Source organism: Lentzea sp. NPDC051208 (genome assembly GCF_040682435.1).
GTDB lineage: Bacteria > Actinomycetota > Actinomycetes > Mycobacteriales > Pseudonocardiaceae > Lentzea > Lentzea kristufekii.
The window spans coordinates 160,710-185,279 of the sequence record NZ_JBFBAW010000003.1; the positions used below are offsets into that span (position 1 = coordinate 160,710).

A 24,570-nucleotide genomic window follows, 5' to 3' on the forward strand; every position below is an offset into this window, starting at 1 on the left:
AGAGCCCGATTGCGAGCGGGCCGAGCTACACCATGTTTTCCGAGAGGAACGTCGCCAGGTCCAGCAGCAGCGGAGTAGCGACGATCAGGGCTGCGGTGAGCACCGAACCGAGCTGCGTCGCGAGCTGCGCGAAACCGGGCACGAGCGCGACGACCACCGGGGCGAGCTGCCGCAGGGCGGTCATCACCACGCCGGTGACCACGCCCGAGACGGTGCCGAGCAGTGACGCGAGCGAGGCGAGCGCCTGCTGTCCCTCGAACGACTCCAGGAACCCGCGCACCATGCCGGTGACCCGCGTGAGCGTGTCGAGCAGGCTCGCCCCGCCGGTGTCCAACGCGCCGTATACGGCGCGCACGATGCCGAACAGGTTGCCGAACACGTCGCCGAGCTGATCCAGCGTGGACAACCCGGCGGCGATCCACTCGCCGAGACGCCCGCTTTCCCTTGCCGCGCTTACGAACTCGGCCGCTGACTGTGCCGCCGAACCGAACCCGCCGGTCATGCTCGGCAGGAACGTCGTACCGACGGCGACCAAGTCGAGCAGGATCGACACGAGCGGCTGCACCACCGTGGTGGTGTTGCCAATCGACGTCCGGACCTGCCCGAAGATCCCCGAGACGGTTTGCACCTGGTTGGCCTCGGCGAGGAACCCGGCCGTCCCACGCGCGGCGGTGTTGAGCTCCGCGGTGATCCCCGAGAGGCCCGTTTTCAGCATGGGCAGGTAGCCGGTGCCGAGCTTCTGCACATCGTCGGCGAGCCCGGCGAACAGGTTCTCTTGCGTCTCCTGCTTGACGGCCTTCCACGCCGGCGCGAGGTCCCGCACGGCGAGCGCGGTCGAGCGTGCGGCGGGCGAGAGCTTGTCGAGGCTCTGTGCGAACTTCTCCGGGTCGTCCATTGACGACATGGCGTCGCCGAACCCGTCCATGCCGACCTTGGCCGCGAACATGCCGACACCGACCGCGACACCGATCGCGGGCAGCAGCGCCAGGGCGCCGCCGAGCGAGGCCACGATCGGCACGACCCCGTGCACGACCGACGACGCGGTCGCGACGTTGGACATCGACAGCGCCAGGCGCCCGAACGACGCGCCCGCCCGGTTGCCGACGTCCTCGACCTTGCCGGCGTACTCGCCGAGCCTGCCCAGCCCGGCGCCGAACCCCTTGCCCGAGGCCTCGCCCTCGGCGACGAACCGCCCGCGCAGGTCGCGCAGACGGCCGTTGGCGTCGCGGCTGAACTTGTCGAGGTCGCCCCGACTTTGCGCGAGGCCTCGATTCCAGCCGCTTCCGTCGATCCGGAGGAACCCGACCAGTTCGCCGATGGTGAGCGCGATGGGGCATCACCCCCGACGGCTGGTCGGCGCCTACCGGTGGCGCGGCTGTCGTTCAGGTGGTGCGAACGCGCGGGCGAGCCGGGACTCGCAGGACAGCAGCCCGGCGACGCGGACCCGCAGCCAGCGCCACGACCGGGCGGCGAGGATGCCCGACTCGACGTCGATGCCGTAGACCTGGTGCAGGTCGGCCTCGACGAGCTGCCAGCGTTCTAGGACTTCCGCCCACGTGTGGCCGTCGCCTTCGTCGTGGTCGAGTGGGTCCGGGTCGTACCACTCGCGGAGCCCTGTCGCCGGGTCGATCGGTCCGCCGCGCGTCGCGTCTTCCGATTCCCGGCCGTCTGGTTTGGGGAGCCTGCCGCGTTCCAGTAGGCCTCTGCGGTCTCCCGGTTGAACGCGGCATCGAGCCACGCCGTCATGCCCGCGACCTTGAGCACGGGCCACGGCACCCGGTCGGCGAGCATTTCGTCGTATACCGGGCCGAGCGCCCGCTCGAACAGGTCGGCCTCTTCGTCGTCGTCGAGCGCGATGTCGTCCGGGTTGAACGTCTCGCCGTTCTCCGCTGCCTTCGCGGCCTGCGCCGCCACGGCGGCGAGCCGCTGAAACCGCAGACCGGTCTCGGCGTCCACCGGCGCCACGACGTAGGTCTTTCCCTTGTAGGGCAACGACAGATCAGCGTCGAGCACCTCGGACAAGTCAATGAACGCCACTGAGAATCTCCCTGTCTACGTGAAAGCCAATCGATGGCGTGCGGCTCCGTCATCCCTGTGAGGTAACGGACCCATGAGCCCGAACGACAACACGGCGAAGGGCGGTGGGACGTGACCATAGGCAAGAATTTTGAAGTCGCTAGCGACCAAGCGCGAGACGACGATTATCGGGAAGTGGTAGTCAAGCCACTGAAGGCTCCGGCGAGTCGCGGTGAGCTTCGATTGATGCTTATCCTTGGTCTCGCTGGGCTGCTGGTCTCGGCGGCCTTCGCTGTATATGTCCCTATTATTGGCGCCTCGCTCTACTGGCTCTACTTTGCCGCCTTCGTTCTGGTGCTCGCCGGCGCATCGCTGGTGCTTGCTGCCTACTCATATTTTCGGCACGTCGAGTTCTTTGCGACCGCCAATGGATTGACTGACCAACTGGAAGTCATGTCCGAAAAGTTGCGCTCCGGAGATTTTAGTAGGTCTTACGTCTATCAGATGACGGAGATTGCTGCGACCGCCAGGGTGTATGCCGATGGACTAATAGCGGGCGGCGCTCGCAATGCTGGTCGAAATCTGATTGAGCTCAGTTCCTCCATTGACACGGACTTGCTGTTGGGGATCGACGCAACAGGGCGGATGGCCCGCTATACAGGTCCTTCTGGCATTGGCGAAGCGGTCAGCCATGACCCCGAGTAAACAGCCCATGCGCAGAATCCTGCCGCGCACGAAAGTTGCGGTCCCGGAGGCGAAGAAGCCGGTCCGCAAGGAGCCCGCCGTGGTGGCTGCAATGGTCACCGGGATCTGCGCTGTCACAGCAGCGGGCGTGGGTTTCATTGGGGTTCAGGTTGCAGCTAAAATTTCAGTAAAGCCGCCGGAGCAGCCGAGTTGCATCGTCGTTTTAAAGGACTACCAGGCGACCCTCAAGGATAACCCCGCAGTGCTTGACGTCTTGGTTCATGGTGGAAATAGCGGCGCCTCGGTGCTCTCCTCGGACCCGAATGCGAAGCGCTGCAATATTACAGCTGACGTTTTGGCCAAACTTGCGCGCAAGTGATTGTCTCTCATATCCCGTCGACTCAGGTATCGAATGCTCTCAGGCGGATTCGCTGTGCTCGATGAGAAAGCCGGACTGAGTGGCGATAGGGTTGGGGATCTCGACCGGTACGCCTTGGCCGTTCAGGGTGAAGTTGAACGGCTCAAGGTCGGTTTTACCGCCACCCTTGGTAAACCCGGACACCGTCGACGTGCCCTCGTAGGCGTCGGGTGATCCGTCCTTGCGGTACCAGCGGACGCGCAGGTTCGCGGCGAACCCGACGATGCGCGCGGCCTTGCGGATCGCTTCCTGTCCGAGGTCCGGGGTGAACGCTTGGGCGTCAGTGCGCTTGCGCTTGCCCTCGGCCTCAATTGACCAGATTCGTTGCGTGACAACGGAACTACCCCAACCGTCATCATCGAACGAGCCGTCGTCTTCGGTGTTGTCGTCGGTGGTCTCGGTGAAGCTCGTCAGGCCACCAACGCGTGTCCACTGCGGGGCAGTGGCGCCGGCGGTACGGGTGTCGACTTCAAGCGTCCAATCCTTTGCCAGCAAAGAACGTAGGGCCACTAGGCGGCCTCCTAGCTGCGGTGTCGTGTGGGCCTGTGGGCGGTGAGTTGGTAGGTGTCAGCGTGCTCGTAGCGGCCGGGCTGGTCGCGGCTCATCGGCACCGACGAGGTGCGCACCGCGAGGTGGACCAGGGCGCCGCCGAGGTCGAGGTGCGTCGCGCCGTGCAGCTCGTCGAACACGTCGTCGAGCCGGTCGAGGACCTCGCGCGGGTCCGCTCCGCCGCTGCGGGCGCGGACTTGCAGGCCGAGCACGCTGTCGGCCTGGTCGACGTCGTCGACCAGGGGATAGAGGGAGAGCACCAGGACGCGCGCCGGCGAGGCGGGCACGGTGCCGATGACGATGCCGACCTCGTCGTCGCGGTAGACGCCGGTCGGCCGGTAGACGGCGATGCTCGCCGCTGCGAGGTACTCGGCGAGGCCGTGCGCGAGAGTGCGCGTCCAGCTCACGTGCCGAGCGCCTTGCGTATCTGCGACTGCACCAGGCGGGCGACGACGTCGGCCTCGGACACGAGCGCGCGTTCGAGGTACTTCGGCCCACCGGTGCGGTGGTGATAGTCGAGTTCCTCGTGTTGCCTTGCGGCATAAGGGGTGTCGTAGGAAACGGCCGCGGTGAGCGCCTCGGGGTCGTGACTTGCCGTCGCCGAGTTCCTCAACGCCGCCGTGTCCAGCGGCGCCAGGTCCACCGACACACCGCGCACGTGCTCGGCGCCGAGCGCCAGGCCACGCGCGGCACCCTCGCGGGCCTGCTCGGTGACGGCCGCACCGCCCCACTCGACGCGCACCTGACCACTGCCCGTGACCTCTGCTGGCACGTTCCCCTCCCGCCGATGAAATCTCGCTGGAAGATGGCGCACCAGAAGTTCATCATTGACCGATGTCGACCCCGCAAACCCCGCCGCAGCAGCAGCTTTCAGTCGAGTTCTATCGGAGTTATCAGTATTCGAGGTGCGCCTACGTCGTAAGTAAAGGCCGTGACGTCGCAGGCGTCGAGGCACTGTTTGACACGGCTCTCAACAACGGCTTGGCGGTGATTGTCGCTAGCGCTTGGCCGGGTGATGAACTCGCCGGAACAAAGGTGAAAGCGGCGGGCGCTCTCCTGGACGTGCTTTCGGGGCACGCGAAGAACGGTTCAACGACCGACCCGAACGGAAAACCCGGTCGTTACCGGGTGAGAGTGGTTGGAATTACTGAAGACGCGACGGGCGTTATCACGCTCACGGTGTCGCAGTGGGCTGCGGGCGATGAGCCGAAACCGTCGCAGATCCCGAACTGGGAGGAGGACGACTCACCGTATGACGTGGTGAAGATCGACACGGTTGCCCTGCGTGCTGCGATCGGCATCGTCTACCCGGTGCGTCACGGTCGACTCGCTAACGGCGAACTCGATGGTTCTCACGTTGAGGCCCTGATCGCTCTCGGCGACCATCCGACACTGGGCGGATTCCTCAATGAGGAAATGGACGACCAGTGGATGACGGACCACGCACGTGACGAGTGGATGCGGGGCAGTGCAGCTGACTACGTAGAGCTTCTGGGCGAGGAGGAAGTCGCGCGCCGGGTCGAGCTGGCCGAGGACTATCTGTCGTTTGACCCCAAGGACAGAGCGACCGAGGAGCCACTTCACGAGTGCCCGGTCTGCTGGAATGAAACGATGCTATGCCGCGGGGCCGACATGTTCGGCGTAGGAATCGGCGCCGGAACCTGCATTGTCTGCGGGTACACGCGCAGTACCGCTATTGCAGACGACGAGGCGAGGACCTGGAAAATGCAAAACCTGCCTGAGGACTAACGCCGTGCGGTCGCGTTCACGCCAGCGCGACCTCGACGTGCGACCAGGTCGACGGGTGGTCGAACACACTCGTGGTGATCACGCGTCCGGTGCGTTCGAGCGCGGTTCCTTGCCACACGGTGACTTTCGAGCCGACCGGTACCCGGACGTTCGGCCGCGTGCGCACCGTCGACTCGCTCACAAGTTCCTCCCCGGACTGGTTGCGGACGAGTCGGCGCCGGTCCTCGACGAACACCTCGCGCACGACTACCGCGTCGCCCCACACGTCGCCGTAGGGACCGGTGCCGAGGTACGGGCGAACGGTGACGGTGTGGGGCAACAGCACTGCGGGCATCTGCACGTGTCACCCCGCAAACCGTTGTGTCACTGAGGCTTTCCATAGCCAATGACCCACCGGTCCGGGCAGAGCGGGAACTGCGAGAGCAGTCCTGCGGTGGTGAGAATGCGGACCGCGTTCGGCGCGATGTCCGACGGCGCCGCGGAGTCGGCGCGCTTGAGTCGAACCGTGCCGATCTGCGACTCGCTGAACTGCCCCGCGGCGCCGACCGGGTCGCCGGTCTCGTGCCACCACTCGACCACGGCGCACGTCGCGCGGCGCAGCGCGTCGCGTTCCTCGGCGCCGGTCGGGTAGCCCTGCGCGTCGACCTCGTAGACCGCGGCGAGCAGGTGGGAGTCGACCAGTTCCGAGGCGCGAGCGAGCAGACGCGGCGAGTCGTCGGTGACGACGCGGGCGCCGGCGTAGTTACGTAGTTCGTCCACGGTGGCGTACACGCGCACCGCGTCTACGCCTCGGTCTCGGGGTCGTCGAGCAGCCGGGCGAGGTCGTCGCGCGAGAGGCCCTCGGCGTCCTCACGGCTGTAGCCGCGCGTCAGGGCGTACTCGACCCATTCGGACTTACGGGCGCTGCGAGCCGGTTTCGCCGGGGGCAGGGTGCCCTCGACGGACTCGACGGGGTCCCAGACCTGGGGGAGCCCGTCGAGCCGGTCGGCCATCCACGAGCCCGGTTCGGGCGCGTGCACCTCGCCGGTGCGGCGGTTGCGGTAGGCGAGCATCAGGCATCGGCCTTGCGCTTGATCAGGACGGCGCGCTTGGGGTCCAGCGTCTTGACGCCCATGAGCGCGTCAATGCTGACGACGTCCTGCTTTTTGCTCATGTCGTAGCCGTAGATCACCCGCAGGCCAAGGCCCTTGTAGTTCACGACGGAGCCCTGCCCGGCGCCGATGCCTCGCGGCAGCGTCATCGTGCGGGTTGCCAGCGCGAACGCCTCGCGTCGGAACGCGACGCTGACGTCGTCCTTGATGTTCTGGCTCATGTAGTTGCCGAAACCACGCTTGCGGCCGATAGAGGCTTCGCGCAACGCGGTCCCGTCGTCGCCGACCTGCTGTGCCTGAACAAACAGCGGGTCCTTTTGGAACAGTGCCGTCAACGTCGGGCTTTCGACCGCCCGGCGCTCGGCCGTCGGCACGTTCGCGCTGTTGAGCGTGAGCCCGGCGTCCACCAGCACATCCGACGGGTTCGGTGCCGCCGGGTTGTACTCGACGGTCTGCGTGATGTCCGCGCGTAGGCCGAGCACGAGCCGGTCGGCGTACTGCGCAATGGCCTCCATCGCGGGCTGTAGGAACTGCTCGCGGAAGTCGGTGATGCGCATCGTCCAGTCCTCGGACGTGACCGCGAACGACACGTCGGGGACCTTGTCGAGCGTGAGCGTGGTCGAGCCCTCGCGCGCCTCCTGCAACTGGATTCCGGTCTGCCGGTTGAACTCGTTGACCTGGAACACGGCGGGCTTGCGGATCGTGATCGTGTCACCGCTGTTGCCCGTGAAATCGCCTTCGTAGTCGCGGTGCACGAGCCCGGCCATGACGGTCTGTTCGTACAGGGTCGCAATCGCTTCGCGGGCGATCACGTCCACGGTAAGAAGCTGGTTGGGCAAGGTCAGTTACCCCTCTTCCGGGTGCGCTTGATGTAGTCCTCGACCGACAGCGAGCCGAGGTCGTCGGATGTGGTCGGCGAGCCGCCGGTAATCTCGCCGCCGCTGCGCTGCGGCGCGGCGGAAGTGGCTGCGAGCCTTGAGTTTGCCTTCACAGCGTCGGCGATGGCGGCGGCGACCTGCTCGCCGAACTTCGCGTCGGCGGGGTCGAGGTCGGCGACGCGGCGCCGGAACGCGGTCGAGTCGAGCAGCGCGTCGGGGTCGGCGTTCGCGGCGGGCGCGGCACGGAACACGGCCAGGTCGACCGCGCGCTCGCGCGCCTCGGTCTGCGCCGTTGTGAGCTGGTCGGTGACCTGCTCAACGGTCGGCGCCTGGTCGCCGGCGGTGATGCCGAGCGCTCGCGCGATCTTGTCGACGATGCCCTGCTGCGCACCCTCGGCCTTGATGCGCCATTCGGCGACCTCGGAGCGCAACGCCTCGACGTCCGGTGAGGTCGACGGCGAGCCCTGCTCGGCGCCGGCCTGAGAACCGCTGCCCGGCTCGCTGTCAGGACTGCTCGAACCTGCCGACGAGGCGGGGTCGGGGGTTGGTGGTGCATCCGCGGCGCCGCTGTCGGCCGGTGCGTTGGGCACGGGTGCGGACATGGGGAGAGCCCTCCTAGACGTGCTCGGGTGCGGGTGGTGCCTGATGAGCAGGCAAAACAAAAAGTGTCGTCAAAGTTGTTGACGACACTCTGAGGCGGATCGCTAAAGTGTTGTCAGCAATGTCGACAACACTTAGGGGTGGGTATGAACGCGTTGTTCGACGCCGAGGGTCTGCGCGCGGCGCACCGTGGGCAGTTCTCCCTCGACCTGCTCGACGAGAAAGTCGAGACCCCGGCCGAGCAGTCGCTCGACGAGCAGCCCGTCGCCGTTGAGCACTCGGTCGACGGGCTGTTCTCGATCACGCTCGGCGGCGAGCCGGCCGACGGTGGGCTGTTCGGCTTCACCATCCCGAGCCCGGCCGAGGCCGAGGCCGTCGAGCCGCTGCACCGCAACCCTGCGACGTGCGGCGCCCGTGGTTATCGTCGGTTGGCTTGCTGTGTCTGCTGGCCTCGCCCGGACCGGTGCGGGTGGGGCACCTGCACGCGACACGCGCTGTTCGACGTCACCGACACTGCCGGCGACGAGATGCCCGCGTGCCTGCGGTGCGCTCAACTCGCCGTTGTCGCAGGGTTCCACGTGATCGGCCGTGGCCGTGCGTGAGACTGCGCAGGTGGCAACGATCGAGTACCGCGGAACCTCCTACGTCGGCACGTGGCTGGGCGTGGAGGGGTCGACAGTGACGCAGTACCTCGCCCGCTACGCCGGTACCGACAACCCGTGTCCGGAACCGGATGTGAAAATCCAGCAGGGCAAGGGATTCGTCTACGGGTGGGCGTCAGGTCGTGAACAGGAGTGGCGCGAGTGGGACGCGCGGCGCCTTGGGCAAGGGGCGGCCGGAACGTCGAAACCGGGTAGCGGGCGCCGGAATCAGGCGGAGTAGTCCACCGGGAACGACGCCGTACCGCCCTGGTAGCCCGCGCGCCACGCGTTCGCGAGCGCTAGCTCGGCCAGGCTCGGCGGGTTTCCTGTTGTCCGGTAGGGGTTCGCGGCTGGTTGTCGGTTCTCCGCTGCGACTCGTCCCTCGGCGAGCGCGGCGCGCACTTGGTCGGACAAGGTCATTGCAACCAGTCCTCCCCACCAGTGCGGAACCCGGAACTGCGGGCGCCTCCGACGTCGTCGAGCAGCCATGCGGCGTACTCGTCGAAGGTCATCCTACCGTTGGCGTCCCACCATTCCCGCAGCTCAGGTGAGGCCCATTTGCGGGCGCGGTTCGACGGTCCGGTGAACAGTTCGCGCGGGTCGATGCCGGCCGATTCCCCTTGCGGGGTAAGCATGTGCCCGTTCGTGGCATCCTCGGCGGCGATGTACTGCTCGTACACGTGGTCGCGGTACGCGGCACGCGCAAGCTCGTCGAACCCGCGGCCGGTGTAGCCGTCGGCCCGGAGTCGTCGAATCGCTTCGGTGCGCCGTATCGCCTCGACGGTCGTGCCGGTCGCCTCGGCCCATGCCTGCTCGTCGTCCATCCCTTCGGCGACAAGCCGTTCGTACTCGGCGAGCTGCTCGGCTTGCTGCTGCTCGCGTCGAGCCTGCTCCCGCTCGCGTCGCTCGTCGCGGCGCCGCTGCTCGGCGTCGCGCTGGTCCAGCTCGGCGAGCACCAGGTCGAGCAGCGCTTCGTCGTCGGCGACCTCGCCGAGCCGGTCGGCGAGCGCCTCGTCGGACAGCTCGCGCAACTCTGCGGCGTACTGCTCGCGCTGCTCGGCCTCGGCGCGCTCGGCCTGCTGTTGCGCGGCGAGCCGCTCGGCCTCGCGCCGGCGAGCCTGTTCCGCGGCGACGGCGTCGAGCCTGTTCTGCTCGACGGTGCCCTCGCCGAGCTGCTCGGCGAGATCCTCGCGCCGGCGTCGAGCGCCCTGCGTGGTGCCGTGCCCGAGGTTGAGCTGCTCGCGGTAGCGCTTGCGGTTGAGCCCGGTCGCCTTGACGTGCTCGCGGATCTCGGCCTGTAGATCGCGGATCTTCGCGGCGGCACGCTGCTCGTCCGCGGGGGTGAGTGCGCCGGCTTGCTTGCGCTTCTCCCGCCGTACCTGGCGTTCCAGCTCGCGCAGGTCTTCGCGTTCGTCCTCGGCGACCTGGTCGTGTTCGGTGGGCTCGGCGAGCCGGGTCACTCCGGGGATGAACGGCAAGAACGTGTGCCGACAGTTCGGGTGCATCAACCCCGCGGCACGAGCCTCGTCGACGGTGCTGGCGACCTCGACGAGCATCGGCTCGCCGGTCAGCTCGTTCTCGACGCGTCGTTCACCGGCCGGTCCAGAGCGGGCGAGGATGCGCCCTTGCCACACCGAACACAGTGCACAGCCGTCGGTGGTGTTCGAGACGGTGACCAGCTCGACGCCGAGCTGCTCCATGCGCGCGAGGTGTCCGTCGTTCCACGCCCGTGCGGTCGCTGTCCGCACGGACATTTCGACGTAGCTCGCCAGGTTCCACGACCGCCCGGACCGGTCGACGAACCCGGTCACTCCTTGGGAGACAAGGCGATCCCAGGCGGAGCGCTGTGCCGAGCGGGTCGTCGCCATGCCGAGCAGCTGCAACGGCGCCGCTGCGGCTACCGCGACTTGGAAGGCGTCCTGAGCCCACCGCAGCACCCGCAGATACAGCGCGTCGAGCCGCGACGTCAGGTCGGCCGCGAGCAGCGCCGCGGCGTCCATGCCGGGGATGACGTCGCGGAGCGCGGCGAGTTGGGAGCGGTCGAGCGCGCCGGCGTCGGCGAGCTGCGCGAGGCCTGCGGCGGCGCCCGCCTGCCAGGCGGCGAGCACCGCCTCGGCCGCTGCGGTGCCGGTCTCGGCGCGTAGCTGCGTGAGCATCCGCTCGACGGCGAGCCGGACCTCGCGCACCGCAGAGGCTTTCTGCGCGGCCCACTCTGGGACGTCGTTGGCAATGCGGGCGCGGCGGGCGATGTCGGCGAGCAGCCGCGCCTCGGCCTCGGTGAACACGGCGAGGATGTCGCGGGCGAGCTGCTCGACGACGTCGCGCGGGTCAGCGTCAGGCGGCGGTTCCCAGGCCATCAGCGCCCCCGTCCTGCGGGCCACGCCAGGTGGCGGGGTCGGGCACGCTGCGGCCGGTCTCGGAGAAGATCCGGGCGACCTCGGCGCCGACCTGGTCGTCGTCCCAGTCGGGGTGCACGATCCGCACCCGCACGTCTGTCGACGCGGCCTCGGCGGCGAGCAACGCCTGCGCGGTGCGCGCGAGGTCGCCGACGTCGGCCTGCGCCTGGTCGCCGAAGCTCACGACCGGGTCCTCGTCCAGGGCGACGCCGGGCGTGCCGAACACGTGCCGGTCGACATCGAGCAAGGCCGCAGTGATCGGCGCGAGTGCGGACGACCAGTAACGCGACTTCTTGTCGCGGGTGGTCTCCGACAACTCCCTGCGGTCGACGACCTCGGTCGCGGTGACCCCGGTCGCGCGGCCGTTGGTCTCGCCGAAGCTGGACGGCGAGTAGCCGGCGGCCCGCAAGATGTCGTGCGTGATCTGCTCGGCCGTGGCCTTGTGCTCGGCGACCCTGATCTCGAACTGCGTCGCCGTGATCGGTTTGGACTCGCTGCGACCAGTGAGCATGTTCAGCTCGGTGAACACCTCTTGGTCGTCGTCGAACATCGCGCCCTGACCGGGGCCGAGCGGTTGCAGGAACCCCGCTGGCACGATCAGCCGCGCGCGAGCGAGCCGGACGTCGCGGACCCACGACGAGTACACCTCGTCGAGCACGTCGAGCAGCGGCTCGACACCGTCGAAATCGCTGCGCCCCAACGGACGCAGCGCCGGCACCGACCGCCACTCGCGCGACGGCCGGATGTTCGGGCAGTACGCCGCGGTCAGCCGGCGGGTACCGGTCTCGATCGCCCCGTCGGAATCGACCAGCTCGGCGGCCCACGCCGTCGACGGGTGCTCGGTGAGAGGGATCGCGCGGCCGAGCTCATCCTCGGTGCCCATGTGCAGGGCGTGCACGATGCGGCCGGCTTCGTGCCGTTCGAGGTGGCGCAGCACCTCGGCGCCGTCGGACTGCGCGACGGTCTGCCAGAACGTGACGGCGTGCAGCGTCTTCCAACGCCACTCGGGCACAGCGGCATCGGCGTCGACCGCGTCGAGCATCGCGTGCGGGCGAACGTCGCCGTCCCACACCACCCGCAGATACGCGCCACCCAGCGCGGCGGCGACCTCGGCCGCCTCCAGGAGCGCGCTGTGCGTGTCCGGGGTGTTGATGATCTGATCGAGCCGCGCCTGCGCGCTGGAGTTCTCGACCCGCACACGCGGCGGCTCGGCAAACAGTAGGTCGGACGACATGGTTGCCAGGTCCGAGGCGAGCGGGATGTGCACGCGGGTCCGCTGCTGGCCCCGCGGTGAGACCGGGCGCCCCCAGAAAAAGCGGCTCACCGCACCGACCAGGCCACCCCGGTACTGCGACGGGCGCGAGTGGACAACCGGACCGTTGCCGTAGTGGGCGGCGAGGTCCTCGGCCTTGCCCACGTACCAGGCGTTCCACTCGCGCATCTTGCTCGCGGCGATGTCGAACGGCTTCGGGGGCCACTGGTCGCGCATCGGCGTGACCTCCTGTCATGGGTCACGCGGCGAGCGCAAGCGTTGTGCGCCAAAGGTTTTCTGTAGTGGTGATGGCGTAGCGACCGGCGTCGAGCGAGTGGTCGGCGACCTTTACCGGCTGGTCCACGCCCTTGGCGGTCGCCTTGTCGTCCCACGCGTAGCCGGGCGCCTCGGCGACGAACCCGGTACACCGGTCGGCGACCTTGAGCCGCCGCTCAGCGAGCAGGCTCGACACGACGCGGATGCCGTAAGCGACGTCGTTGTCGGCGGCGGCCGTGGTGACGCCGTCGTTATGGAGCTGCACCCGCAGCGACGCGGCCGACGGGTCGGCGACGATCCACTGCGGACGCAGCACGTTCGGGCGCGGCAGGTGCGGCACCGTGAGCCAGTCGCGCAGCCCGGCGGACAGCTGCGCGTCGGTGAGCCGTGTCCGCGCGTGCGCGGGGTCGTGGCGCCATTCGTCGACCAGGTACAGCCGGTTGTCGACGCCCTCGCCGAGCAGGATCGCCGACGTCGGGTTCGTGGTGCCATAGTCGATCCCGACGGCGAGCAGCCGCGCCATGTCGGGCAGCTCGGCCCACGGCACGACGTGCTCGGCGGGGTCCCACATGTCGAACACGGCGCCCTCAGCGGCGACCCACTCGCCCTTGACGAACCGCCGGAACCACAGGCCGGTGTACTCGCGGCGGATCGAGTCCTTGTAGGACTCGGTTAGCGCCGGGTTGTCGTCGAGCGTGAAGGCGAACGAACGCCAGTCGGGCAGCTCGGCGAGCCGGTCGAGGTAGCGGCGCCGCAGCCAATGCGCCGGCGAGTCAGGGTTCGTCGTGCAAAAAAGTTGCGCACCGGGGACGCTCATCCGGCCGAGCAACTGCACGAAAAACTCTTCTGCGATAACGGTTAGCTCGTCGACGTAGGCACCGCAGCAGGTCAGACCGCGCAGCACCTTCTCGGCTTTCGAGTCGCTCGCGCCGAGCACGTACACGACGCGGTCGAGGATGCGCGCAGTAGGCGCACCCGGCGTGTAGTGCACGAGATCGGCGATTGGCCCGAACAGCGACGGGTCTTGCAGCGGCGCGAACACGTTGCGCGCCACCGAGTCCCGCGTGCGACCGACGACAACGAGCTGACCGCCACGGGGCGCGTTGGCGACGTAGATCAACCAGCGCAGCAAGCTCGCGATCGTCTTGCCACTGCGGATCGCCCCGGACCAGATCGACACGCGCGTCGTCGACTCGCGCAGCGATTCGAGCTGCCTCGGCGACAGCGGAAGATCATTCATCGACGACCGTGGTGCGGATGCCGAGCGCGACGGCGAGCCCGGTCAACATGCTCTTGGCGCCCTCGCTGCCCTTCTCGGCGTCGATCGCTTCGAGCCGGGCGGCTGCGCCGAGGTGCGTCGACAGCGCGCTCGCGAGTGACTTCTCGTCCTGCGCGGGCACGTGGTCGAGCGTCTTGGTTTCGATGCCGTGCACCGTGGTCGCGGTGAACTTGTAGCCGGGTGACTCAAGCCGGGCGAGCACCTGCTCGGCGCGGCCGTAGAGCCTGCTGGTGATCTCCGTGCGGCGGGCGCGGTTGTCGAGCTGCCGTGCCTGCGTCGCGGCGGCCGTCTTCGCTCGGTCGAACGACAGACCCAACTCGCGGGCGAGGCCGGTCACCGTCGAGGCGGAGCGCCCGGTCGCCCGTGCGATCTCGTTGCGGCTCTTGCCCTCGGCGTGCAGCTCGCGCACGCGGTCACGGTCGGCGTCGGTGACCAAGTTGCGCGGCAAGGAATCACCTCGCCTGCGTCCAGACACGCGACAGCCCCGAGACGGGGGAGGGGTCTCGGGGCTGTCTGGCTGGGGGATGGGCATAGATCACCCGCTGCGGTTTCGCAGTTTAGGCAGGTTGGGACTCGGCGCGGGTGACACGCGAACGCACGGGGGTTGCGAGCGCGACGTCGATCACCTCCCCGACCAGGTACCGGGGGCGGCCATGCTGGTCAGGCTCGCGCCGGGTGAGCTTGCCGGCGCGTGCCCAAGTGCGCAGCGAGTTCGCCGACAGCTCGCGGCCGAGCAGCCTCGGCAACGCACGAGCGATCTCGGCGGCCGTGCCGATGTGTCCGCGCGCGGCGTCGAGCAGCGCGGCCCGCAGCGCCTCGACCTCGTGCCGAGCCTCGCACTCACGGCATCCGACCGTTGCTCGATCCGGGCGCGCGTACAGGTCGGCGCCGCAGTCTGGGCACGGTCCGCAGTACACCCGCGCCGGGGCCAGGTCGACCGCACGGCGCGCACGCTCGACGGCGTCGGTGATCTCGTCTACCAGCTCACCGCCCGCCAGGTGGCACTCGATCCACGACGGATGGCGCCGCAGCCAGGCGGCCAGTTCGGCGAGGGTGTCGTCGAGGTCGAGCGGGTCCAGCTCTGCAACGTTGGCCTTGCCCGCTGCGCGCGCTACGCGGCGCGGTCCGTGCGTTTCCCACAGGTCCCGCACCCAGGTCGACAGCACCGACCGCAGGTCGCGGCCAACTTCGGCGGCACCGTCGTTGTACGGCAGCCCTACCTCCGCGCTGCGTGAGCCGACGGGCATCCCGGTTCGCGCCTGGCGAGCGATCGTGGTGTCGAGTTCCTCGGCGAGGTCGGCCACGTCGGCGAGATCGCCGTCGAGCCTGCCGAGGCACAGGCCGCACACGTAGGCATCGAGGTCCGTCAGGCTGTCGCAGGACGGCGCTGTACAAGGAATCACACCACCAGCGTTGTCATGCTCCGTCACCAGACTGGCGCGGTCGACCGGATAGGTAGATCACGCGGAGGCTAGGCTCGTCTGGCCGAAAGGGGGACCATGACCAGCCCGCCCGAGTTCGACAAGCCGGTCAAGCCGAAGCGGCCGCGCAAGCCCCAATGGAAGACGTGGGCAAAGGATGCGGTGAGGCCGGCACCTTACAACCCGCTGGACTTGGAGCAGCTCGGCGAGAGCGTCGAACGCCGGCTTCTACTTGAGACTTCCGTTCCACTGACCGCTGTTCCGAAGACGATCGGACCCGGTGTCTACGCGATCTACTATCAAGGCGATCATGACCTCTATCAGCCGATCAAGGGCGTCGTGTCGCCCATCTACGTCGGCAAAGCCGTTCCGCAAGGCGGGCGCAAGGGCATCGTAGATCCTTCGAAGGAGACATCAGCCCTTTGGGATCGACTTCAGGAGCATAAGCACTCTATTGAAGAAGCCGGCGACCTGGACCCTGACGACTTCAGTGTGCGGTTCCTCGTGGCGGTTGAGGTCTTCGTCCCACTGGCGGAGCGCGTAATGATTCAACAACTGCGGCCGGTGTGGAACCTGGTCGTAGATGGCTTCGGAAATCACGATCCCGGCGCTGGCCGTCGAAACCAAGCTCGCCCCCCGTGGGACGAGTTGCACCCTGGACGTTGGTGGTCGCACCCGTATTACATGAACACGCCGAGCAAATACTCGCAGGAGCAGTCCGTCAGGCGCGTCACAGCGTTCTTCGAAGGAGCTGACGTTGAGTACGACGTCAACTTGGACGGCGAAGGGCCTGACGAGGCGAATGCCGAGCACCTGATGCTCGAACTGTGACGAGCGGGACCACTTGTTGAGATCGGACACGCCCGGCGTGTCCGATTCTTGCTTTCGCTCAACTCCGCGGTATAGTCCCTGTGTGACCACGGAAGCCGTACTGAACCCGCGTCCCGTAGAGAGTCGACGCGAGGTTGGAACCAGCATCGAGTTGTTCACCGGTGGCGGCGGTCTCGCCGAGGCTATGCACCTGAGCGGGTTCAAGCATCTGCTGGCGGTCGAGTACGACAAGCGAGCGTGCGACACGCTGCTGAAGAATCGTGCCGTTGAGTACAAAGAGGATGCTCCTGAACCGAGTGAACTCGATAGCGAGTGGCCGTTGATTCAGGGCGATGTACACAAGGTCGACTTCACGCCGTGGCACGGTAAAGTCGACGTTGTCGCGGGTGGCGTGCCGTGTCAGCCGTGGTCGTTGGGCGGGGCTCACAAGGGGTATGACGACCCTCGAAATCTTTGGCCGGAATTCTTCCGCGCCATCCGTGAGACGAAGCCACGCGCGGTAATAGCCGAGAACGTCCGTGGTCTTCTGCGGCCGTCGTTCAAGCCTTATTACGATTACATCCTGCGCTCCCTTGAGATGCCGTTCGAGAAGCGAAAGCGCAACGAGGACTGGCGTGATCACGACGAGCGACTTCGGATCGCGTCTGCAAAAAAACCTAGGGACCTGTCGAAGCGCTATCACGTTAAGTACAAGCTGGTAAACGCGGCTGACTACGGAGTTCCGCAAGTTCGCTGGCGCGTTTTTGTGATCGCTTTCCGGCAAGACCTTGGTCTCGGTGACTGGCAGATTCCCGAAGGTGAGTACAGTGAAGACGCATTGATTCGAGCACAAGCTGACGGATCTTACTGGACTGACCACGGCCTTCCTGTCCCCAACGATAGCGCGCAAACGGTTCTTCCCTTGGATGACGGAAAACAAGGAGATAAGAAGCCGTGGCGCACGCTGTGGGATGCCATCCATGATCTTCCTGAGCCTCTCCAGCCGCTCGAAGCCAAAAAGGAACATCCCGACTACCTGCACCACTTCGGCTGGCCCGGAGCGCGTGAATACGCAGGTCACACGCCCAACGAGTTGCATCGTCCAGCGAAGACGGTCAAGGCCGGCGTTCACGGCGTGCCTGGTGGTGAGACCGTACTGCGTCGAGCGGATGGGTCCATCCGCTATATGACTGTCCGCGAAGTGGCCAGGGCGATGACGTTTCCAGATGACTGGCGCCTGGAAGGACCTCGCGGAGAGCAGATGCGGCAGTTGGGGAACGCGGTTCCAGTCGAATTGGGGCGTGCGATGGCGAACGCGGTGGCGGAGGCATTGCAACCGCACCTGGCCGTACCCTCAGACGAGTGATCAGTCACCCGCTGTGGAAAGAGCAACCGCCTGAGGAATCTTGGTGGCGCCCTCTCCCAGGGCTGACCCGTGCCGAACGCGCCGCCGAGCAAGACGCCGCCGCCGGCGGTCGCCACGCACGCGAGATCACCCTGCCCACTGGACGATGTGCGCTAGCGTCGGTCTACCTGCGGGTTTTCCGCGGTCGGCGAATCTATGCCTACCTGCGGTGGCCCGTCGATGGCACCACGAAAGAACGCTATCTGGGCGAGGTCGACAACCGGAATCGAGCCGACAACCTCGCTGACGGTTGGCGATTCGCGTTGGAGGCTGGTCTCCTGAGGTCGAGCCAAGCCCAAGACGAGGCGCCCTGATGACCGAGTCTTGGGCTACGACACCCGCTTCCCGTGCGGTGATGCGTGGAAATCGCGGGCGCGATACTCGCCCGGAACGAGCCTTACGATCGGCGGTCCACGCGCTCGGTCTCCGCTATCGCGTGGGCGTTCGGCCGATCAAAGGGGTCCGCCGATCGGCGGACCTGGTGTTCACCCGCGTTCGACTGGCGGTGTTCCTTGACGGTTGCTTCTGGCACGGATGCCCTGACCACTACCGCCCGGCCAAGGGCGCGACCGCCGACTTCTGGCGCGAGAAGATCGAGGGCAATCGACAACGAGATCGCGACACTGACCAACGCTTGCGTGCGGCTGGCTGGGAAGTAGTGCGTATCTGGGAGCACGAGGATCTGACCGCCGCAGCGACTGAGGTCGCCGCGGCGGTCACTCGTCGGCGAGCAGCGAACGCGCCGGTCAATAGGCCAACCTAACCAGCGCGGTCGAACGTCAGCAGGTATTGACCGGAGGAGGTCGCCGCAGGTTCGTCGAGTTGCACTCGACGTGCGCGGACTCTGGCACGACGTTGCCGGTCGTAGGCTGTGTGTGCCTCTCGGCAGATGTCGCACCTGCATCCGTGTTTGGCGTACCGAGAATTCGTACCGTGCGCAGGCTTCGCAACAGGCGCTGGATATCCACGTTCGCCGGCAAGCTGCTCCCGTTCGTCGCTGTCGAACCCTCCCCACAGTCCCCATGCCTCGCCGTTAGCGAGCGAGTCGGTAAGGCACTGCTCGCGCACAGGGCAACCCGCGCACATCGCGCGACACTCGGCGTCCTCTGCGGGTGACTTCGGCTCGATGAAGTCGAGATCCACCCGGCCCTGGCACGCCGCTCTGGTACGCCACTCAGGCAGACGGGGCAGCATCGATCAACCTCCGCACGGTGTCGAGGGCGTCGTCGAGCGCGAGCGTGATTGGGGAGTAGGCCACCAGGCGCACGTGCCCGACCTCGGCGTCGTAGCGGTCGCCCGCCTGGTGGTGAGTCAGCGCTCGGTTGAGCACCTCGGCCACGGCGGTCAGCTCGTCGCGGGTTCCGTCGGTCATCACGGAGCCTCGCTCATCGGCGCGGCGAGTGTGGTCAGCAGCCACGGCAGTGCGGCCGAAACCTGTTGCGGTACAACACCGTTGCCGAGAATCCGCAACGCGGCACCGCGCGAGATGTTGGGTACGTCGGTCACCCAGCCCGGTTCAACACCCTGCATCCACTCGACGAACGCCGGGTTCAGGACCCGATCGGCTCGTCGTCCGTCCACAGTGGGCACAGGCGCGTTTCGATCAAGGAGGCTTTCCCATCGCCGCACGGCTGGCTCGTAGCTACCGAAGTCGCCAACTCGCGTGCAATCGTCTCCAGTGACGGGCGCACCGCCGCGCCCGCCGTCGGCGACTGGTTGCTGCCGTAGGGCGTGGCGCTCGCGGTCGGGAGTAGCTGAACCGTCGTGCGCAGGTTCGGACTCCCGTCCCCGTGGTGCCCTGGCCCGAAGCGGTCCGACGCTGTCGGCGTCGGCAGCAACGACGAAGACCCGGAAGCGTCCGTGTGGGGCGCCCACGTCGGCAGCGCGTAGGCCACACCACGCCGCGTCGTACCCGAGGTCGGCCAGGTCCGCGAGAATAACGCCGAGTGCCCGCATAGCTGAGCCTGTGTCGTCTCCCAGGCACCACGGGCACGGTTCCACCTGGCAATCGGCTCGTGCACTCAGCAGACCTCGCACGTTCTCGGCGATGACCAGCCGAGGACGCAGGACGCTCACGGCGTAGGCCATCTGGGACCACAGCCCCGAACGGGTGTCCGGGCGCAGGCCGGCCCGCTGGCCTGCCGTGCTCAAGTCCTGGCAGGGAAACCCGCCGGTGAGCACGTCGACGCGGTCGACCTGCGACCAGTCCACGCGAGTGATGTCACCGAGGTTGCGTGTGTCGGGCCAGTGGTGCGCGAGCACCGCCGAGGCGTCCGAGTCGTTCTCGACGTGCCACGCGACCGTGCCGCCGAGCACGGCCTGCACACCGAGGTCGAGCCCACCGAAACCAGAGAACAGCGAACCGATCCTCATGCCACACCCCCAGCCGTCTGGCCACCGGATGTGGCAAGGGAGGATCTCGGCATGTCGACATGGATCGAGGTAGCCAAGATCGTGGGTCCCGCCACGATCACGTTTTTCCTCGGTAGGTGGTCTAAGCGCCTCGACACGCGACAGGAAGCCAAGCAGCTCGAAGCAGAGAAGGCGCCGAGCTTCGTAGTTGAGCGAGTCGACCTCACGTTTTTCGACCTTCGAAACAACGGGACCGCCGTCGCGACCGGCGTCACGCTGTTGCAGGCCGAAAACAGGGCCAAGATCGAGAAGCGTCCCGATGGCGTGACCCTAGGCATCAACGAGGCAACGCGGTTCATGATCAGGGGCATGTCCGAGTCCCGGATTCCACCGCACTTCGTCGTGATCTGCGACCAGCTCGACGGAGAGGTGCACGTCCCATCTCCCCGTCTGTAGCCGTCCCTTGCTCGCCGTTCTGACCCTCGATAAATGAGGCTTAGCGGCGGCCAGGCCTCGCGCCGAGCAGCGTTGCCGAGGTCGTCCTGTCTCACCGAAGTTGGCGCCGGACGCGGCGAAACCGGCGCAGGCGCACGTCGTCTCACCGAACCTGGCGAGCCGTCGCTGTCGCGCTGCGGCGATGCCAGGTTCGATGAGACCGGCCTCGCGTGCGCGCGGAGCGGCCCGCGACCGGTCGCCGCCGCCCCAAAATCCTTGTGCGTGTCCATCTCGTCCCCCAGGTGGTCAGTCATCGCGCGGCGCCGCGAACGCCTCGGCGAGCCGGGCGTCGTGCGCGGATTGCTTGGTGAGCGGCTTGCCGCCCGGCCCGGTGCAGCGGGCGCCCGGTTGGGCCTTGCACCACGGGCAGGCCACGGCGAGGTACACGCGACGGGCCTCGGCCTCGGCCTCGACGTGCTCGGGGTCGGCGCCACGGGCGAGGGCGAGCGCGGCGGTGACGCGAGCGACGCCGGAGCGGATCGAGCGCACGACGTCCTCGGGCCGTTGCTCGACCGTACGGGCGCGCAACGCGGCGTTGTGCTCGCGCTCGGCGATCTCGCGCCGGGCAGCGCGCCACGACGCCACGATGTCGGCAGGCATCACGGTGTCGGTGCTGCGTCGGTAGTGCTCGCGCAGCGCATCCTCGGCGGCGGAGTACGGCACGTCGTCGAGCACGCGCGCCCACGTCCGCACCTGCAACGTGCTCCCGGCGCTGATCTTGGCGTCGAGCCCTGAGGCGATGCCGAGCAGTCGGGCGACCTCGGCGGCGTTCATCGGCGCGGCCCGTCGAGCATGAGCAGCTCGCCGTCGACGACGTGCCCGTCGCCCTGGCCCTCGTGCTCGAACTCGGCGGCGAGCGCGAACCACCCGGCGGCTTTGGCGTCCCGCTTGGACAGTCCGGCGGGCGCGGGTGTGGTCTCGGCGTGCCGGACCCGGACGGCGTCGGCGTAGAGATGCGGCAGCAGACCGGGCGCGGCGCCGGGGCGGCCGTGCCACAGGTCGAGCGCGGCCGTAACGGTGTCCGGGTCGGCGCGGTCGGCGAGCAGTCCGTCGACCTGTTTGCCGAGTGCTCGCACGGTGTTCGTCGGGTACGGGGCGCCGACGGCACGGTGCCACCCGGCGGTGAGCCGGTAGGCGTCGGGCCGAACGGCGGTCGCGGCAAGCATGACCGCGGTGACCCCGGCGCCTCGCGTGCGTGTGCGCGCGTGACGCTTTTCTTGAGTTGGCAGTAAGTCTGGGTGACTACTCCCCTTACCCCCTACCCCCGCGTTTGACAGGAACCCTTCGGCGAAGGGTTCGGCGAACCCTTCCGCCGGGTGTTCATCAGGGGTAGGCGAGGACAGGTTCGAACGTGAGCTCGTGGGTTTCGTCTGGTGGTAGGTAGATGTGCCGTCGAGGGTGTCGGCGACCGCGTCGGCGTGCACGTGGTCGAGGCGCCGCAGCTCGGCGGCGAGAACGGCGCGCAGCCTCGGCGACTCGACCGCGAGGGCGAACCGGAACGCGGCCTTGAGCACGTTGGGTTGTTTCGCTACGCCGTCCTTGCGCATGAACGCCCGCACGAGCACCTCGTCGGTGTCGGCGTCCACCAGGGCGAACCGAGCGCGGTCCAGCTCGGCGAGCGCGGCCTCGATGTCGGCGACGTCGGTCGCCGAGCAACCGCGCGCCCACCTGCTCACCGTGAGCGGCAAGACCCCGGCCTGGTTGATCGTCGGCTGCGAGAGCAGCAGGAAGTACAGCCGCTGTGCCTCGGGCGAGAGGGCGCGAAAGTCGTCGTCACGCCAGATCGCGGTGAGGATACGTGCGTGTTCGCGGCTCATGCAGACGCACCTCGCAGGTGCCGCTCGAACGCCGTTGGGCCGGCGGGCACGGTGGAGATCGGGTGGGTTTTGGCTGATCGGCGGCGCAGGATGCGTGTCACCTCAGCGGCCTCGGCGGGCGGCAACTGGTCGAGCGGACGGCGGCCGACGAGAGCGGCCTCGACGGCGAGCGCGTCGAGCAGCCTCGGCCCGGCGGGCACGCCGGTAGAGCTGACGGTCACGGTGAATCCCCCAGAGGAGCGGCGAGCGCGGGCGTGCGCCATCGCGCCCGCCGCAAGATGGCGACGGACTTCGGTGATGTGGGGTGTGGGCGGCTACGCCGCCGAGGCGGCCGGGTTCGCGACCCAGACGCGGTTACGGCTCGCTCGCCGACTACGTCGTCGGCTGCGGTACTCGCCGCACGGCACGATCCGGCGCCGGGCGGCCCAGGTGCCGATCAGGCTCGGCAACACGTTGGGCGAGTGCGGCTCGATCCCCGCCGGGACACCACGCCGGATGTCCTCGGCGGTGAACGGCTGACCCGAGGCGACCAACTCGTCGAGCACGACCTCGGCGGCCTCGCGGTAGAGACGGTGCGCAGCAACGGCGGCGGCGAGGTTGGCCTCTTGCCCGCGTGCGCGGTCGGCGAGGCCGAGCTGGAGCTGATCAGTCACGAGGTGCCTCCCATCGCGGCGGGTTGTCGTCCAGGAAGCGAGCCCACTCGCCGAGATCGGCGAGCAGGCGGCGATGTCGAGCGACCTCGACGGCCCGCTCGGCGGGATCGAGCCCGGCGAGCACCGGGCAGGCCGGGCACTCGGGGCAGCAGGGCACACAGTCGACGGCCGCACAGCAGCCGCCGGGGAGGTGGTCGCCGCAACACGCAACGACCACCCCCGCAGCAACGAGACGGCGGTCACGCGGCGGCTCCCGCACGAACCGACGACGGGCGCAGCGACGGCGCCGCGCCGTTGCGACCAGGAACCCGGATCGCCACCGACTCACCGTCGACCAGTGCTCGCCGGTGCCGTCCAAGCGCGTCGAGCACCTCGGACGTCGCTCGCAGCTTCACGGCCTCGGCGCGCTTGTGGTCGGCGACCGCAGCCCGGTACTGCTCGGCGAGCCCCGGCTCGATCTCGACCTCGGTGTCGTCGATTTCCGGGTGCAGCTCACGCACCGCCCGATACGTCGCGACGTGCTCGTCGATCTCCGGGCGCACACCACGGTCGACCGAGTCGAGGAACTTGCGCGCGGCGGCCCGCAGCGCCTCGGCCTCGGTGAGGTTCCACTCGACGAGGTACGAGCGGAACTCAAGGTTCGTGGTCAGCACCGCGACGTGTGCACGGTTCAGGCCGAGCGCGTCGAGCTGCCACATGACCTGACACCGGACGTAGTTCGGCACCTCGTCGGTGCCGCGCCTGCCCCACTCGAACAGGTCGGCAACGGTCTTGATCTTCAGCAGTGAACGCTCGCCGAGCCCGGTCAGCATCCGGTCGGGCGTCGCGAGCTGCCACGGCCGTTGGCGGTTCGCCCACATGCCGGTGCGGCGCACGCGGTACTTGGGATGCTGCTCGGCGAACCACTCGGCGACGACGGACTCAAGCCGGTGACCACGGCGCATCGCATCGTTGCTCGATGCCGGGGCGATGAGGCCCCGTTTCCTATTCCACAGAGAGAAAGCCGATTCATACGGCGAGATATTCATAACCGCAGCGATCTCCGAGCCCCCCAGGCCCATTGATCGAACCGCATTCCATTCACGAGAACCAGGCTCGAACGAGCCGACACGGACAGCAGAAGCCTTCACGCGGCGGCTCCGCTGTCCGTCCCGCCAACCTCGAACACGTCCTCAAACGAGACATGCAGCTTGCTCAAGGTTGCGGCGATTATGGTGTTACCCGGCAACTGGTCGCCGTCCAGCACGCGGCCGATGGTCGACTGAGCGACACCGAGGTGCTTGGCGAGCGCGTACCTGGATCGCAGGCCTTGCGCGTTCCCGATTCTCTCAAGGGCACCCGTGCGGATACGCACATGTGCAGACATTCAACCCCCCAGGTCGATTCGTGCACGGAACGTTCCCGTTCACGATCACGACCCTACGTGCGCATCTGGACAGGGCTCAACGATTGCGTTAACGGAAGCACCTGACGAAACAGACCGTCGACACACGTACTGGCGTCGACGACTACGCCGAATGGGTAGAAGCACTGACAGCACTCTCTGCGCTGATCCAGCGACGCCAGGCGGTCTGTAGTCGCAGCGTGACCGGCGTCGAGGCACATGGTTGAACAGTCAAAGATCATGTGACGCAAGCGAAAGATCGCCATCCGAGGCGGTGTAAGGCAAATCGTCTGCGTGCGAATGACTACATTGCGTTTACTTGCGTAGGCGGAACGGTTTGTCAACCCTAAGTGTGTTCCGGAATAGATTAGAGGGAATCCTGCGCGCAGATTTGGTGATCGAGA

At 67.6% G+C, this 24,570-nt stretch carries 36 protein-coding genes; 10 read left to right on the forward strand and 26 right to left on the reverse strand.

Annotated elements, in window-relative coordinates; all coding sequences use genetic code 11:
• Positions 1 to 25: 25 nt before the first annotated feature.
• Complete coding sequence (locus AB0M48_RS08055; protein WP_363837044.1) at positions 26 to 1,060, reverse strand: hypothetical protein; 1,035 nt, start codon at positions 1,058 to 1,060, stop codon at positions 26 to 28.
• Positions 1,061 to 1,328: 268 nt separating this feature from the next.
• Here AB0M48_RS08055 and AB0M48_RS08060 point away from each other — a divergent pair, with 268 nt between their 5' ends.
• On the forward strand, positions 1,329 to 1,502 hold the full coding sequence (locus AB0M48_RS08060; RefSeq protein ID WP_363837047.1) for a hypothetical protein: 174 nt from the start codon (positions 1,329 to 1,331) through the stop codon (positions 1,500 to 1,502).
• Positions 1,503 to 1,539: 37 nt separating this feature from the next.
• Here AB0M48_RS08060 and AB0M48_RS08065 read toward each other — a convergent pair whose 3' ends face one another.
• Positions 1,540 to 2,037, reverse strand: a complete 498-nt coding sequence (locus tag AB0M48_RS08065) for a hypothetical protein (protein ID WP_363837049.1) — start codon at positions 2,035 to 2,037, stop codon at positions 1,540 to 1,542.
• A gap of 111 nt (positions 2,038 to 2,148) precedes the next feature.
• On the opposite strand from AB0M48_RS08065, the gene AB0M48_RS08070 reads away from it, so the two are divergent.
• Complete coding sequence (locus AB0M48_RS08070) at positions 2,149 to 2,721, forward strand: hypothetical protein (protein ID WP_363837052.1); 573 nt, start codon at positions 2,149 to 2,151, stop codon at positions 2,719 to 2,721.
• A 7-nt stretch (positions 2,722 to 2,728) separates the two neighbouring features.
• Positions 2,729 to 3,079 (forward strand): hypothetical protein, encoded by a 351-nt coding sequence (locus AB0M48_RS08075; RefSeq protein WP_363837055.1) that lies wholly within the window; start codon positions 2,729 to 2,731, stop codon positions 3,077 to 3,079.
• Positions 3,080 to 3,118: 39 nt separating this feature from the next.
• Here the strand turns inward: AB0M48_RS08075 and AB0M48_RS08080 are convergent, their stop codons facing one another.
• The 3 genes from AB0M48_RS08080 to AB0M48_RS08090 are packed head-to-tail and all read right to left on the reverse strand — an operon-like array spanning position 3,119 to position 4,439.
• Positions 3,119 to 3,628, reverse strand: coding sequence for a hypothetical protein (locus tag AB0M48_RS08080; protein ID WP_363837058.1), 510 nt, complete (start codon positions 3,626 to 3,628; stop codon positions 3,119 to 3,121).
• A gap of 11 nt (positions 3,629 to 3,639) precedes the next feature.
• Complete coding sequence (locus AB0M48_RS08085) at positions 3,640 to 4,074, reverse strand: minor capsid protein (protein WP_363837061.1); 435 nt, start codon at positions 4,072 to 4,074, stop codon at positions 3,640 to 3,642.
• A complete protein-coding gene (locus tag AB0M48_RS08090) occupies positions 4,071 to 4,439 on the reverse strand; it encodes a hypothetical protein (RefSeq protein ID WP_363837064.1) in 369 nt (122 codons plus the stop codon). The genes AB0M48_RS08085 and AB0M48_RS08090 overlap by 4 nt, the downstream gene beginning before the upstream one ends.
• A gap of 62 nt (positions 4,440 to 4,501) precedes the next feature.
• Between AB0M48_RS08090 and AB0M48_RS08095 the strand changes: the two genes are divergently transcribed.
• Positions 4,502 to 5,416 carry a hypothetical protein gene (locus AB0M48_RS08095; protein WP_363837066.1) on the forward strand — a complete coding sequence of 305 codons (915 nt, stop codon included), beginning with the start codon at positions 4,502 to 4,504 and terminating at the stop codon, positions 5,414 to 5,416.
• 16 nt (positions 5,417 to 5,432) lie between these two features.
• On the opposite strand, the gene AB0M48_RS08100 is transcribed toward AB0M48_RS08095, so the two are convergent.
• Genes AB0M48_RS08100 through AB0M48_RS08120 form a run of 5 tightly spaced genes read right to left on the reverse strand, consistent with a single transcriptional unit; the run spans position 5,433 to position 7,987 of the window.
• Positions 5,433 to 5,750, reverse strand: coding sequence for a hypothetical protein (locus AB0M48_RS08100; protein ID WP_363837068.1), 318 nt, complete (start codon positions 5,748 to 5,750; stop codon positions 5,433 to 5,435).
• A gap of 29 nt (positions 5,751 to 5,779) precedes the next feature.
• Complete coding sequence (locus AB0M48_RS08105) at positions 5,780 to 6,187, reverse strand: hypothetical protein (protein WP_363837071.1); 408 nt, start codon at positions 6,185 to 6,187, stop codon at positions 5,780 to 5,782.
• 11 nt (positions 6,188 to 6,198) lie between these two features.
• Positions 6,199 to 6,468, reverse strand: a complete 270-nt coding sequence (locus AB0M48_RS08110; protein ID WP_363837074.1) for a hypothetical protein — start codon at positions 6,466 to 6,468, stop codon at positions 6,199 to 6,201.
• Positions 6,468 to 7,325 (reverse strand): P22 phage major capsid protein family protein, encoded by an 858-nt coding sequence (locus AB0M48_RS08115; protein ID WP_363837076.1) that lies wholly within the window; start codon positions 7,323 to 7,325, stop codon positions 6,468 to 6,470. The genes AB0M48_RS08110 and AB0M48_RS08115 overlap by 1 nt, the downstream gene beginning before the upstream one ends.
• Positions 7,326 to 7,348: 23 nt before the next feature.
• A complete protein-coding gene (locus AB0M48_RS08120) occupies positions 7,349 to 7,987 on the reverse strand; it encodes a hypothetical protein (RefSeq protein ID WP_363837079.1) in 639 nt (212 codons plus the stop codon).
• A 144-nt stretch (positions 7,988 to 8,131) separates the two neighbouring features.
• On the opposite strand from AB0M48_RS08120, the gene AB0M48_RS08125 reads away from it, so the two are divergent.
• Together AB0M48_RS08125 and AB0M48_RS08130 are read left to right on the forward strand one after the other, a co-directional pair.
• Positions 8,132 to 8,587 carry a hypothetical protein gene (locus tag AB0M48_RS08125; RefSeq protein ID WP_363837082.1) on the forward strand — a complete coding sequence of 152 codons (456 nt, stop codon included), beginning with the start codon at positions 8,132 to 8,134 and terminating at the stop codon, positions 8,585 to 8,587.
• A gap of 10 nt (positions 8,588 to 8,597) precedes the next feature.
• Positions 8,598 to 8,867, forward strand: a complete 270-nt coding sequence (locus tag AB0M48_RS08130) for a hypothetical protein (protein ID WP_363837084.1) — start codon at positions 8,598 to 8,600, stop codon at positions 8,865 to 8,867.
• Here the strand turns inward: AB0M48_RS08130 and AB0M48_RS08135 are convergent.
• From AB0M48_RS08135 to AB0M48_RS08160, 6 genes are all read right to left on the reverse strand, one after another.
• Entirely contained in the window at positions 8,855 to 9,046 is a 192-nt protein-coding gene (locus tag AB0M48_RS08135; RefSeq protein ID WP_363837087.1) for a hypothetical protein, read from the reverse strand. The two genes, AB0M48_RS08130 and AB0M48_RS08135, sit on opposite strands and share 13 nt — an antisense overlap.
• Positions 9,043 to 10,983, reverse strand: a complete 1,941-nt coding sequence (locus AB0M48_RS08140; protein WP_363837090.1) for a phage minor capsid protein — start codon at positions 10,981 to 10,983, stop codon at positions 9,043 to 9,045. The genes AB0M48_RS08135 and AB0M48_RS08140 overlap by 4 nt, the downstream gene beginning before the upstream one ends.
• The gene (locus tag AB0M48_RS08145) at positions 10,961 to 12,511 is read right to left on the reverse strand and encodes a phage portal protein (protein WP_363837093.1); all 1,551 of its coding nucleotides are present in this window, start codon (positions 12,509 to 12,511) and stop codon (positions 10,961 to 10,963) included. The genes AB0M48_RS08140 and AB0M48_RS08145 overlap by 23 nt, the downstream gene beginning before the upstream one ends.
• Positions 12,512 to 12,533: 22 nt before the next feature.
• Positions 12,534 to 13,790, reverse strand: a complete 1,257-nt coding sequence (locus AB0M48_RS08150; RefSeq protein WP_363837095.1) for a PBSX family phage terminase large subunit — start codon at positions 13,788 to 13,790, stop codon at positions 12,534 to 12,536.
• Positions 13,783 to 14,277: a hypothetical protein gene (locus AB0M48_RS08155; protein ID WP_363837098.1), complete on the reverse strand. Its 495-nt coding sequence runs from the start codon at positions 14,275 to 14,277 to the stop codon at positions 13,783 to 13,785. The genes AB0M48_RS08150 and AB0M48_RS08155 overlap by 8 nt, the downstream gene beginning before the upstream one ends.
• Positions 14,278 to 14,386: 109 nt before the next feature.
• Positions 14,387 to 15,232, reverse strand: coding sequence for a hypothetical protein (locus AB0M48_RS08160; protein WP_363837101.1), 846 nt, complete (start codon positions 15,230 to 15,232; stop codon positions 14,387 to 14,389).
• Positions 15,233 to 15,328: 96 nt separating this feature from the next.
• Here AB0M48_RS08160 and AB0M48_RS08165 point away from each other — a divergent pair, with 96 nt between their 5' ends.
• The 3 genes from AB0M48_RS08165 (at position 15,329) to AB0M48_RS08175 (ending at position 18,228) form a co-directional block, all read left to right on the forward strand.
• The gene (locus AB0M48_RS08165; RefSeq protein ID WP_363837104.1) at positions 15,329 to 16,081 is read left to right on the forward strand and encodes an Eco29kI family restriction endonuclease; all 753 of its coding nucleotides are present in this window, start codon (positions 15,329 to 15,331) and stop codon (positions 16,079 to 16,081) included.
• Between the two features lie 82 nt (positions 16,082 to 16,163).
• Positions 16,164 to 17,426, forward strand: a complete 1,263-nt coding sequence (locus AB0M48_RS08170) for a DNA cytosine methyltransferase (RefSeq protein ID WP_363837107.1) — start codon at positions 16,164 to 16,166, stop codon at positions 17,424 to 17,426.
• 394 nt (positions 17,427 to 17,820) lie between these two features.
• Complete coding sequence (locus AB0M48_RS08175) at positions 17,821 to 18,228, forward strand: very short patch repair endonuclease (protein WP_363838311.1); 408 nt, start codon at positions 17,821 to 17,823, stop codon at positions 18,226 to 18,228.
• Here AB0M48_RS08175 and AB0M48_RS08180 read toward each other — a convergent pair.
• Genes AB0M48_RS08180 through dcm form a run of 3 tightly spaced genes read right to left on the reverse strand, consistent with a single transcriptional unit; the run spans position 18,225 to position 19,838 of the window.
• Positions 18,225 to 18,659, reverse strand: coding sequence for a WhiB family transcriptional regulator (locus tag AB0M48_RS08180; protein WP_363837110.1), 435 nt, complete (start codon positions 18,657 to 18,659; stop codon positions 18,225 to 18,227). The two genes, AB0M48_RS08175 and AB0M48_RS08180, sit on opposite strands and share 4 nt — an antisense overlap.
• Positions 18,640 to 18,837 (reverse strand): hypothetical protein, encoded by a 198-nt coding sequence (locus AB0M48_RS08185; protein ID WP_363837114.1) that lies wholly within the window; start codon positions 18,835 to 18,837, stop codon positions 18,640 to 18,642. Before AB0M48_RS08185 ends, AB0M48_RS08180 begins: the two co-directional genes overlap by 20 nt.
• Entirely contained in the window at positions 18,837 to 19,838 is a 1,002-nt protein-coding gene (dcm, locus tag AB0M48_RS08190; protein WP_363837117.1) for a DNA (cytosine-5-)-methyltransferase, read from the reverse strand. The genes AB0M48_RS08185 and dcm overlap by 1 nt, the downstream gene beginning before the upstream one ends.
• A gap of 51 nt (positions 19,839 to 19,889) precedes the next feature.
• Between dcm and AB0M48_RS08195 the strand changes: the two genes are divergently transcribed.
• Positions 19,890 to 20,273: a hypothetical protein gene (locus AB0M48_RS08195; RefSeq protein WP_363837120.1), complete on the forward strand. Its 384-nt coding sequence runs from the start codon at positions 19,890 to 19,892 to the stop codon at positions 20,271 to 20,273.
• Positions 20,274 to 20,558: 285 nt separating this feature from the next.
• On the opposite strand, the gene AB0M48_RS08200 is transcribed toward AB0M48_RS08195, so the two are convergent.
• The 7 genes from AB0M48_RS08200 to AB0M48_RS08230 all read right to left on the reverse strand — a co-directional run bounded on the left by AB0M48_RS08200 (position 20,559) and on the right by AB0M48_RS08230 (position 24,148).
• Positions 20,559 to 21,086 (reverse strand): hypothetical protein, encoded by a 528-nt coding sequence (locus AB0M48_RS08200; protein ID WP_363837123.1) that lies wholly within the window; start codon positions 21,084 to 21,086, stop codon positions 20,559 to 20,561.
• On the reverse strand, positions 21,083 to 22,129 hold the full coding sequence (locus AB0M48_RS08205; protein WP_363837126.1) for a hypothetical protein: 1,047 nt from the start codon (positions 22,127 to 22,129) through the stop codon (positions 21,083 to 21,085). Before AB0M48_RS08205 ends, AB0M48_RS08200 begins: the two co-directional genes overlap by 4 nt.
• On the reverse strand, positions 22,126 to 22,350 hold the full coding sequence (locus AB0M48_RS08210) for a hypothetical protein (protein WP_363837129.1): 225 nt from the start codon (positions 22,348 to 22,350) through the stop codon (positions 22,126 to 22,128). Before AB0M48_RS08210 ends, AB0M48_RS08205 begins: the two co-directional genes overlap by 4 nt.
• 93 nt (positions 22,351 to 22,443) lie before the next feature.
• Positions 22,444 to 22,782 carry a hypothetical protein gene (locus AB0M48_RS08215; RefSeq protein ID WP_363837132.1) on the reverse strand — a complete coding sequence of 113 codons (339 nt, stop codon included), beginning with the start codon at positions 22,780 to 22,782 and terminating at the stop codon, positions 22,444 to 22,446.
• A complete protein-coding gene (locus AB0M48_RS08220) occupies positions 22,775 to 22,999 on the reverse strand; it encodes a hypothetical protein (protein ID WP_363837135.1) in 225 nt (74 codons plus the stop codon). Before AB0M48_RS08220 ends, AB0M48_RS08215 begins: the two co-directional genes overlap by 8 nt.
• A gap of 22 nt (positions 23,000 to 23,021) precedes the next feature.
• Positions 23,022 to 23,912 (reverse strand): lambda-exonuclease family protein, encoded by an 891-nt coding sequence (locus tag AB0M48_RS08225; RefSeq protein ID WP_363837138.1) that lies wholly within the window; start codon positions 23,910 to 23,912, stop codon positions 23,022 to 23,024.
• Positions 23,909 to 24,148 carry a helix-turn-helix domain-containing protein gene (locus tag AB0M48_RS08230; RefSeq protein WP_363837141.1) on the reverse strand — a complete coding sequence of 80 codons (240 nt, stop codon included), beginning with the start codon at positions 24,146 to 24,148 and terminating at the stop codon, positions 23,909 to 23,911. The genes AB0M48_RS08225 and AB0M48_RS08230 overlap by 4 nt, the downstream gene beginning before the upstream one ends.
• Positions 24,149 to 24,570 lie beyond the last annotated feature (422 nt).

Coding starts and splice junctions, on each gene's coding strand:
- AB0M48_RS08055 (WP_363837044.1), bottom strand. CDS start 1,060: ATGTCCAACGTCGCGACCGCGTCGTCGGTCGTGCACGGGGTCGTGCCG.
- AB0M48_RS08060 (WP_363837047.1), top strand. CDS start 1,329: ATGGGGCATCACCCCCGACGGCTGGTCGGCGCCTACCGGTGGCGCGGC.
- AB0M48_RS08075 (WP_363837055.1), top strand. CDS start 2,729: ATGCGCAGAATCCTGCCGCGCACGAAAGTTGCGGTCCCGGAGGCGAAG.
- AB0M48_RS08095 (WP_363837066.1), top strand. CDS start 4,502: ATGTCGACCCCGCAAACCCCGCCGCAGCAGCAGCTTTCAGTCGAGTTC.
- AB0M48_RS08100 (WP_363837068.1), bottom strand. CDS start 5,750: ATGCCCGCAGTGCTGTTGCCCCACACCGTCACCGTTCGCCCGTACCTC.
- AB0M48_RS08110 (WP_363837074.1), bottom strand. CDS start 6,468: ATGCTCGCCTACCGCAACCGCCGCACCGGCGAGGTGCACGCGCCCGAA.
- AB0M48_RS08120 (WP_363837079.1), bottom strand. CDS start 7,987: ATGTCCGCACCCGTGCCCAACGCACCGGCCGACAGCGGCGCCGCGGAT.
- AB0M48_RS08125 (WP_363837082.1), top strand. CDS start 8,132: ATGAACGCGTTGTTCGACGCCGAGGGTCTGCGCGCGGCGCACCGTGGG.
- AB0M48_RS08135 (WP_363837087.1), bottom strand. CDS start 9,046: ATGACCTTGTCCGACCAAGTGCGCGCCGCGCTCGCCGAGGGACGAGTC.
- AB0M48_RS08140 (WP_363837090.1), bottom strand. CDS start 10,983: ATGGCCTGGGAACCGCCGCCTGACGCTGACCCGCGCGACGTCGTCGAG.
- AB0M48_RS08145 (WP_363837093.1), bottom strand. CDS start 12,511: ATGCGCGACCAGTGGCCCCCGAAGCCGTTCGACATCGCCGCGAGCAAG.
- AB0M48_RS08150 (WP_363837095.1), bottom strand. CDS start 13,790: ATGAATGATCTTCCGCTGTCGCCGAGGCAGCTCGAATCGCTGCGCGAG.
- AB0M48_RS08165 (WP_363837104.1), top strand. CDS start 15,329: ATGACCAGCCCGCCCGAGTTCGACAAGCCGGTCAAGCCGAAGCGGCCG.
- AB0M48_RS08175 (WP_363838311.1), top strand. CDS start 17,821: ATGCGTGGAAATCGCGGGCGCGATACTCGCCCGGAACGAGCCTTACGA.
- AB0M48_RS08180 (WP_363837110.1), bottom strand. CDS start 18,659: ATGCTGCCCCGTCTGCCTGAGTGGCGTACCAGAGCGGCGTGCCAGGGC.
- AB0M48_RS08185 (WP_363837114.1), bottom strand. CDS start 18,837: ATGACCGACGGAACCCGCGACGAGCTGACCGCCGTGGCCGAGGTGCTC.
- dcm (WP_363837117.1), bottom strand. CDS start 19,838: ATGAGGATCGGTTCGCTGTTCTCTGGTTTCGGTGGGCTCGACCTCGGT.
- AB0M48_RS08195 (WP_363837120.1), top strand. CDS start 19,890: ATGTCGACATGGATCGAGGTAGCCAAGATCGTGGGTCCCGCCACGATC.
- AB0M48_RS08200 (WP_363837123.1), bottom strand. CDS start 21,086: ATGAACGCCGCCGAGGTCGCCCGACTGCTCGGCATCGCCTCAGGGCTC.
- AB0M48_RS08205 (WP_363837126.1), bottom strand. CDS start 22,129: ATGAGCCGCGAACACGCACGTATCCTCACCGCGATCTGGCGTGACGAC.
- AB0M48_RS08230 (WP_363837141.1), bottom strand. CDS start 24,148: ATGTCTGCACATGTGCGTATCCGCACGGGTGCCCTTGAGAGAATCGGG.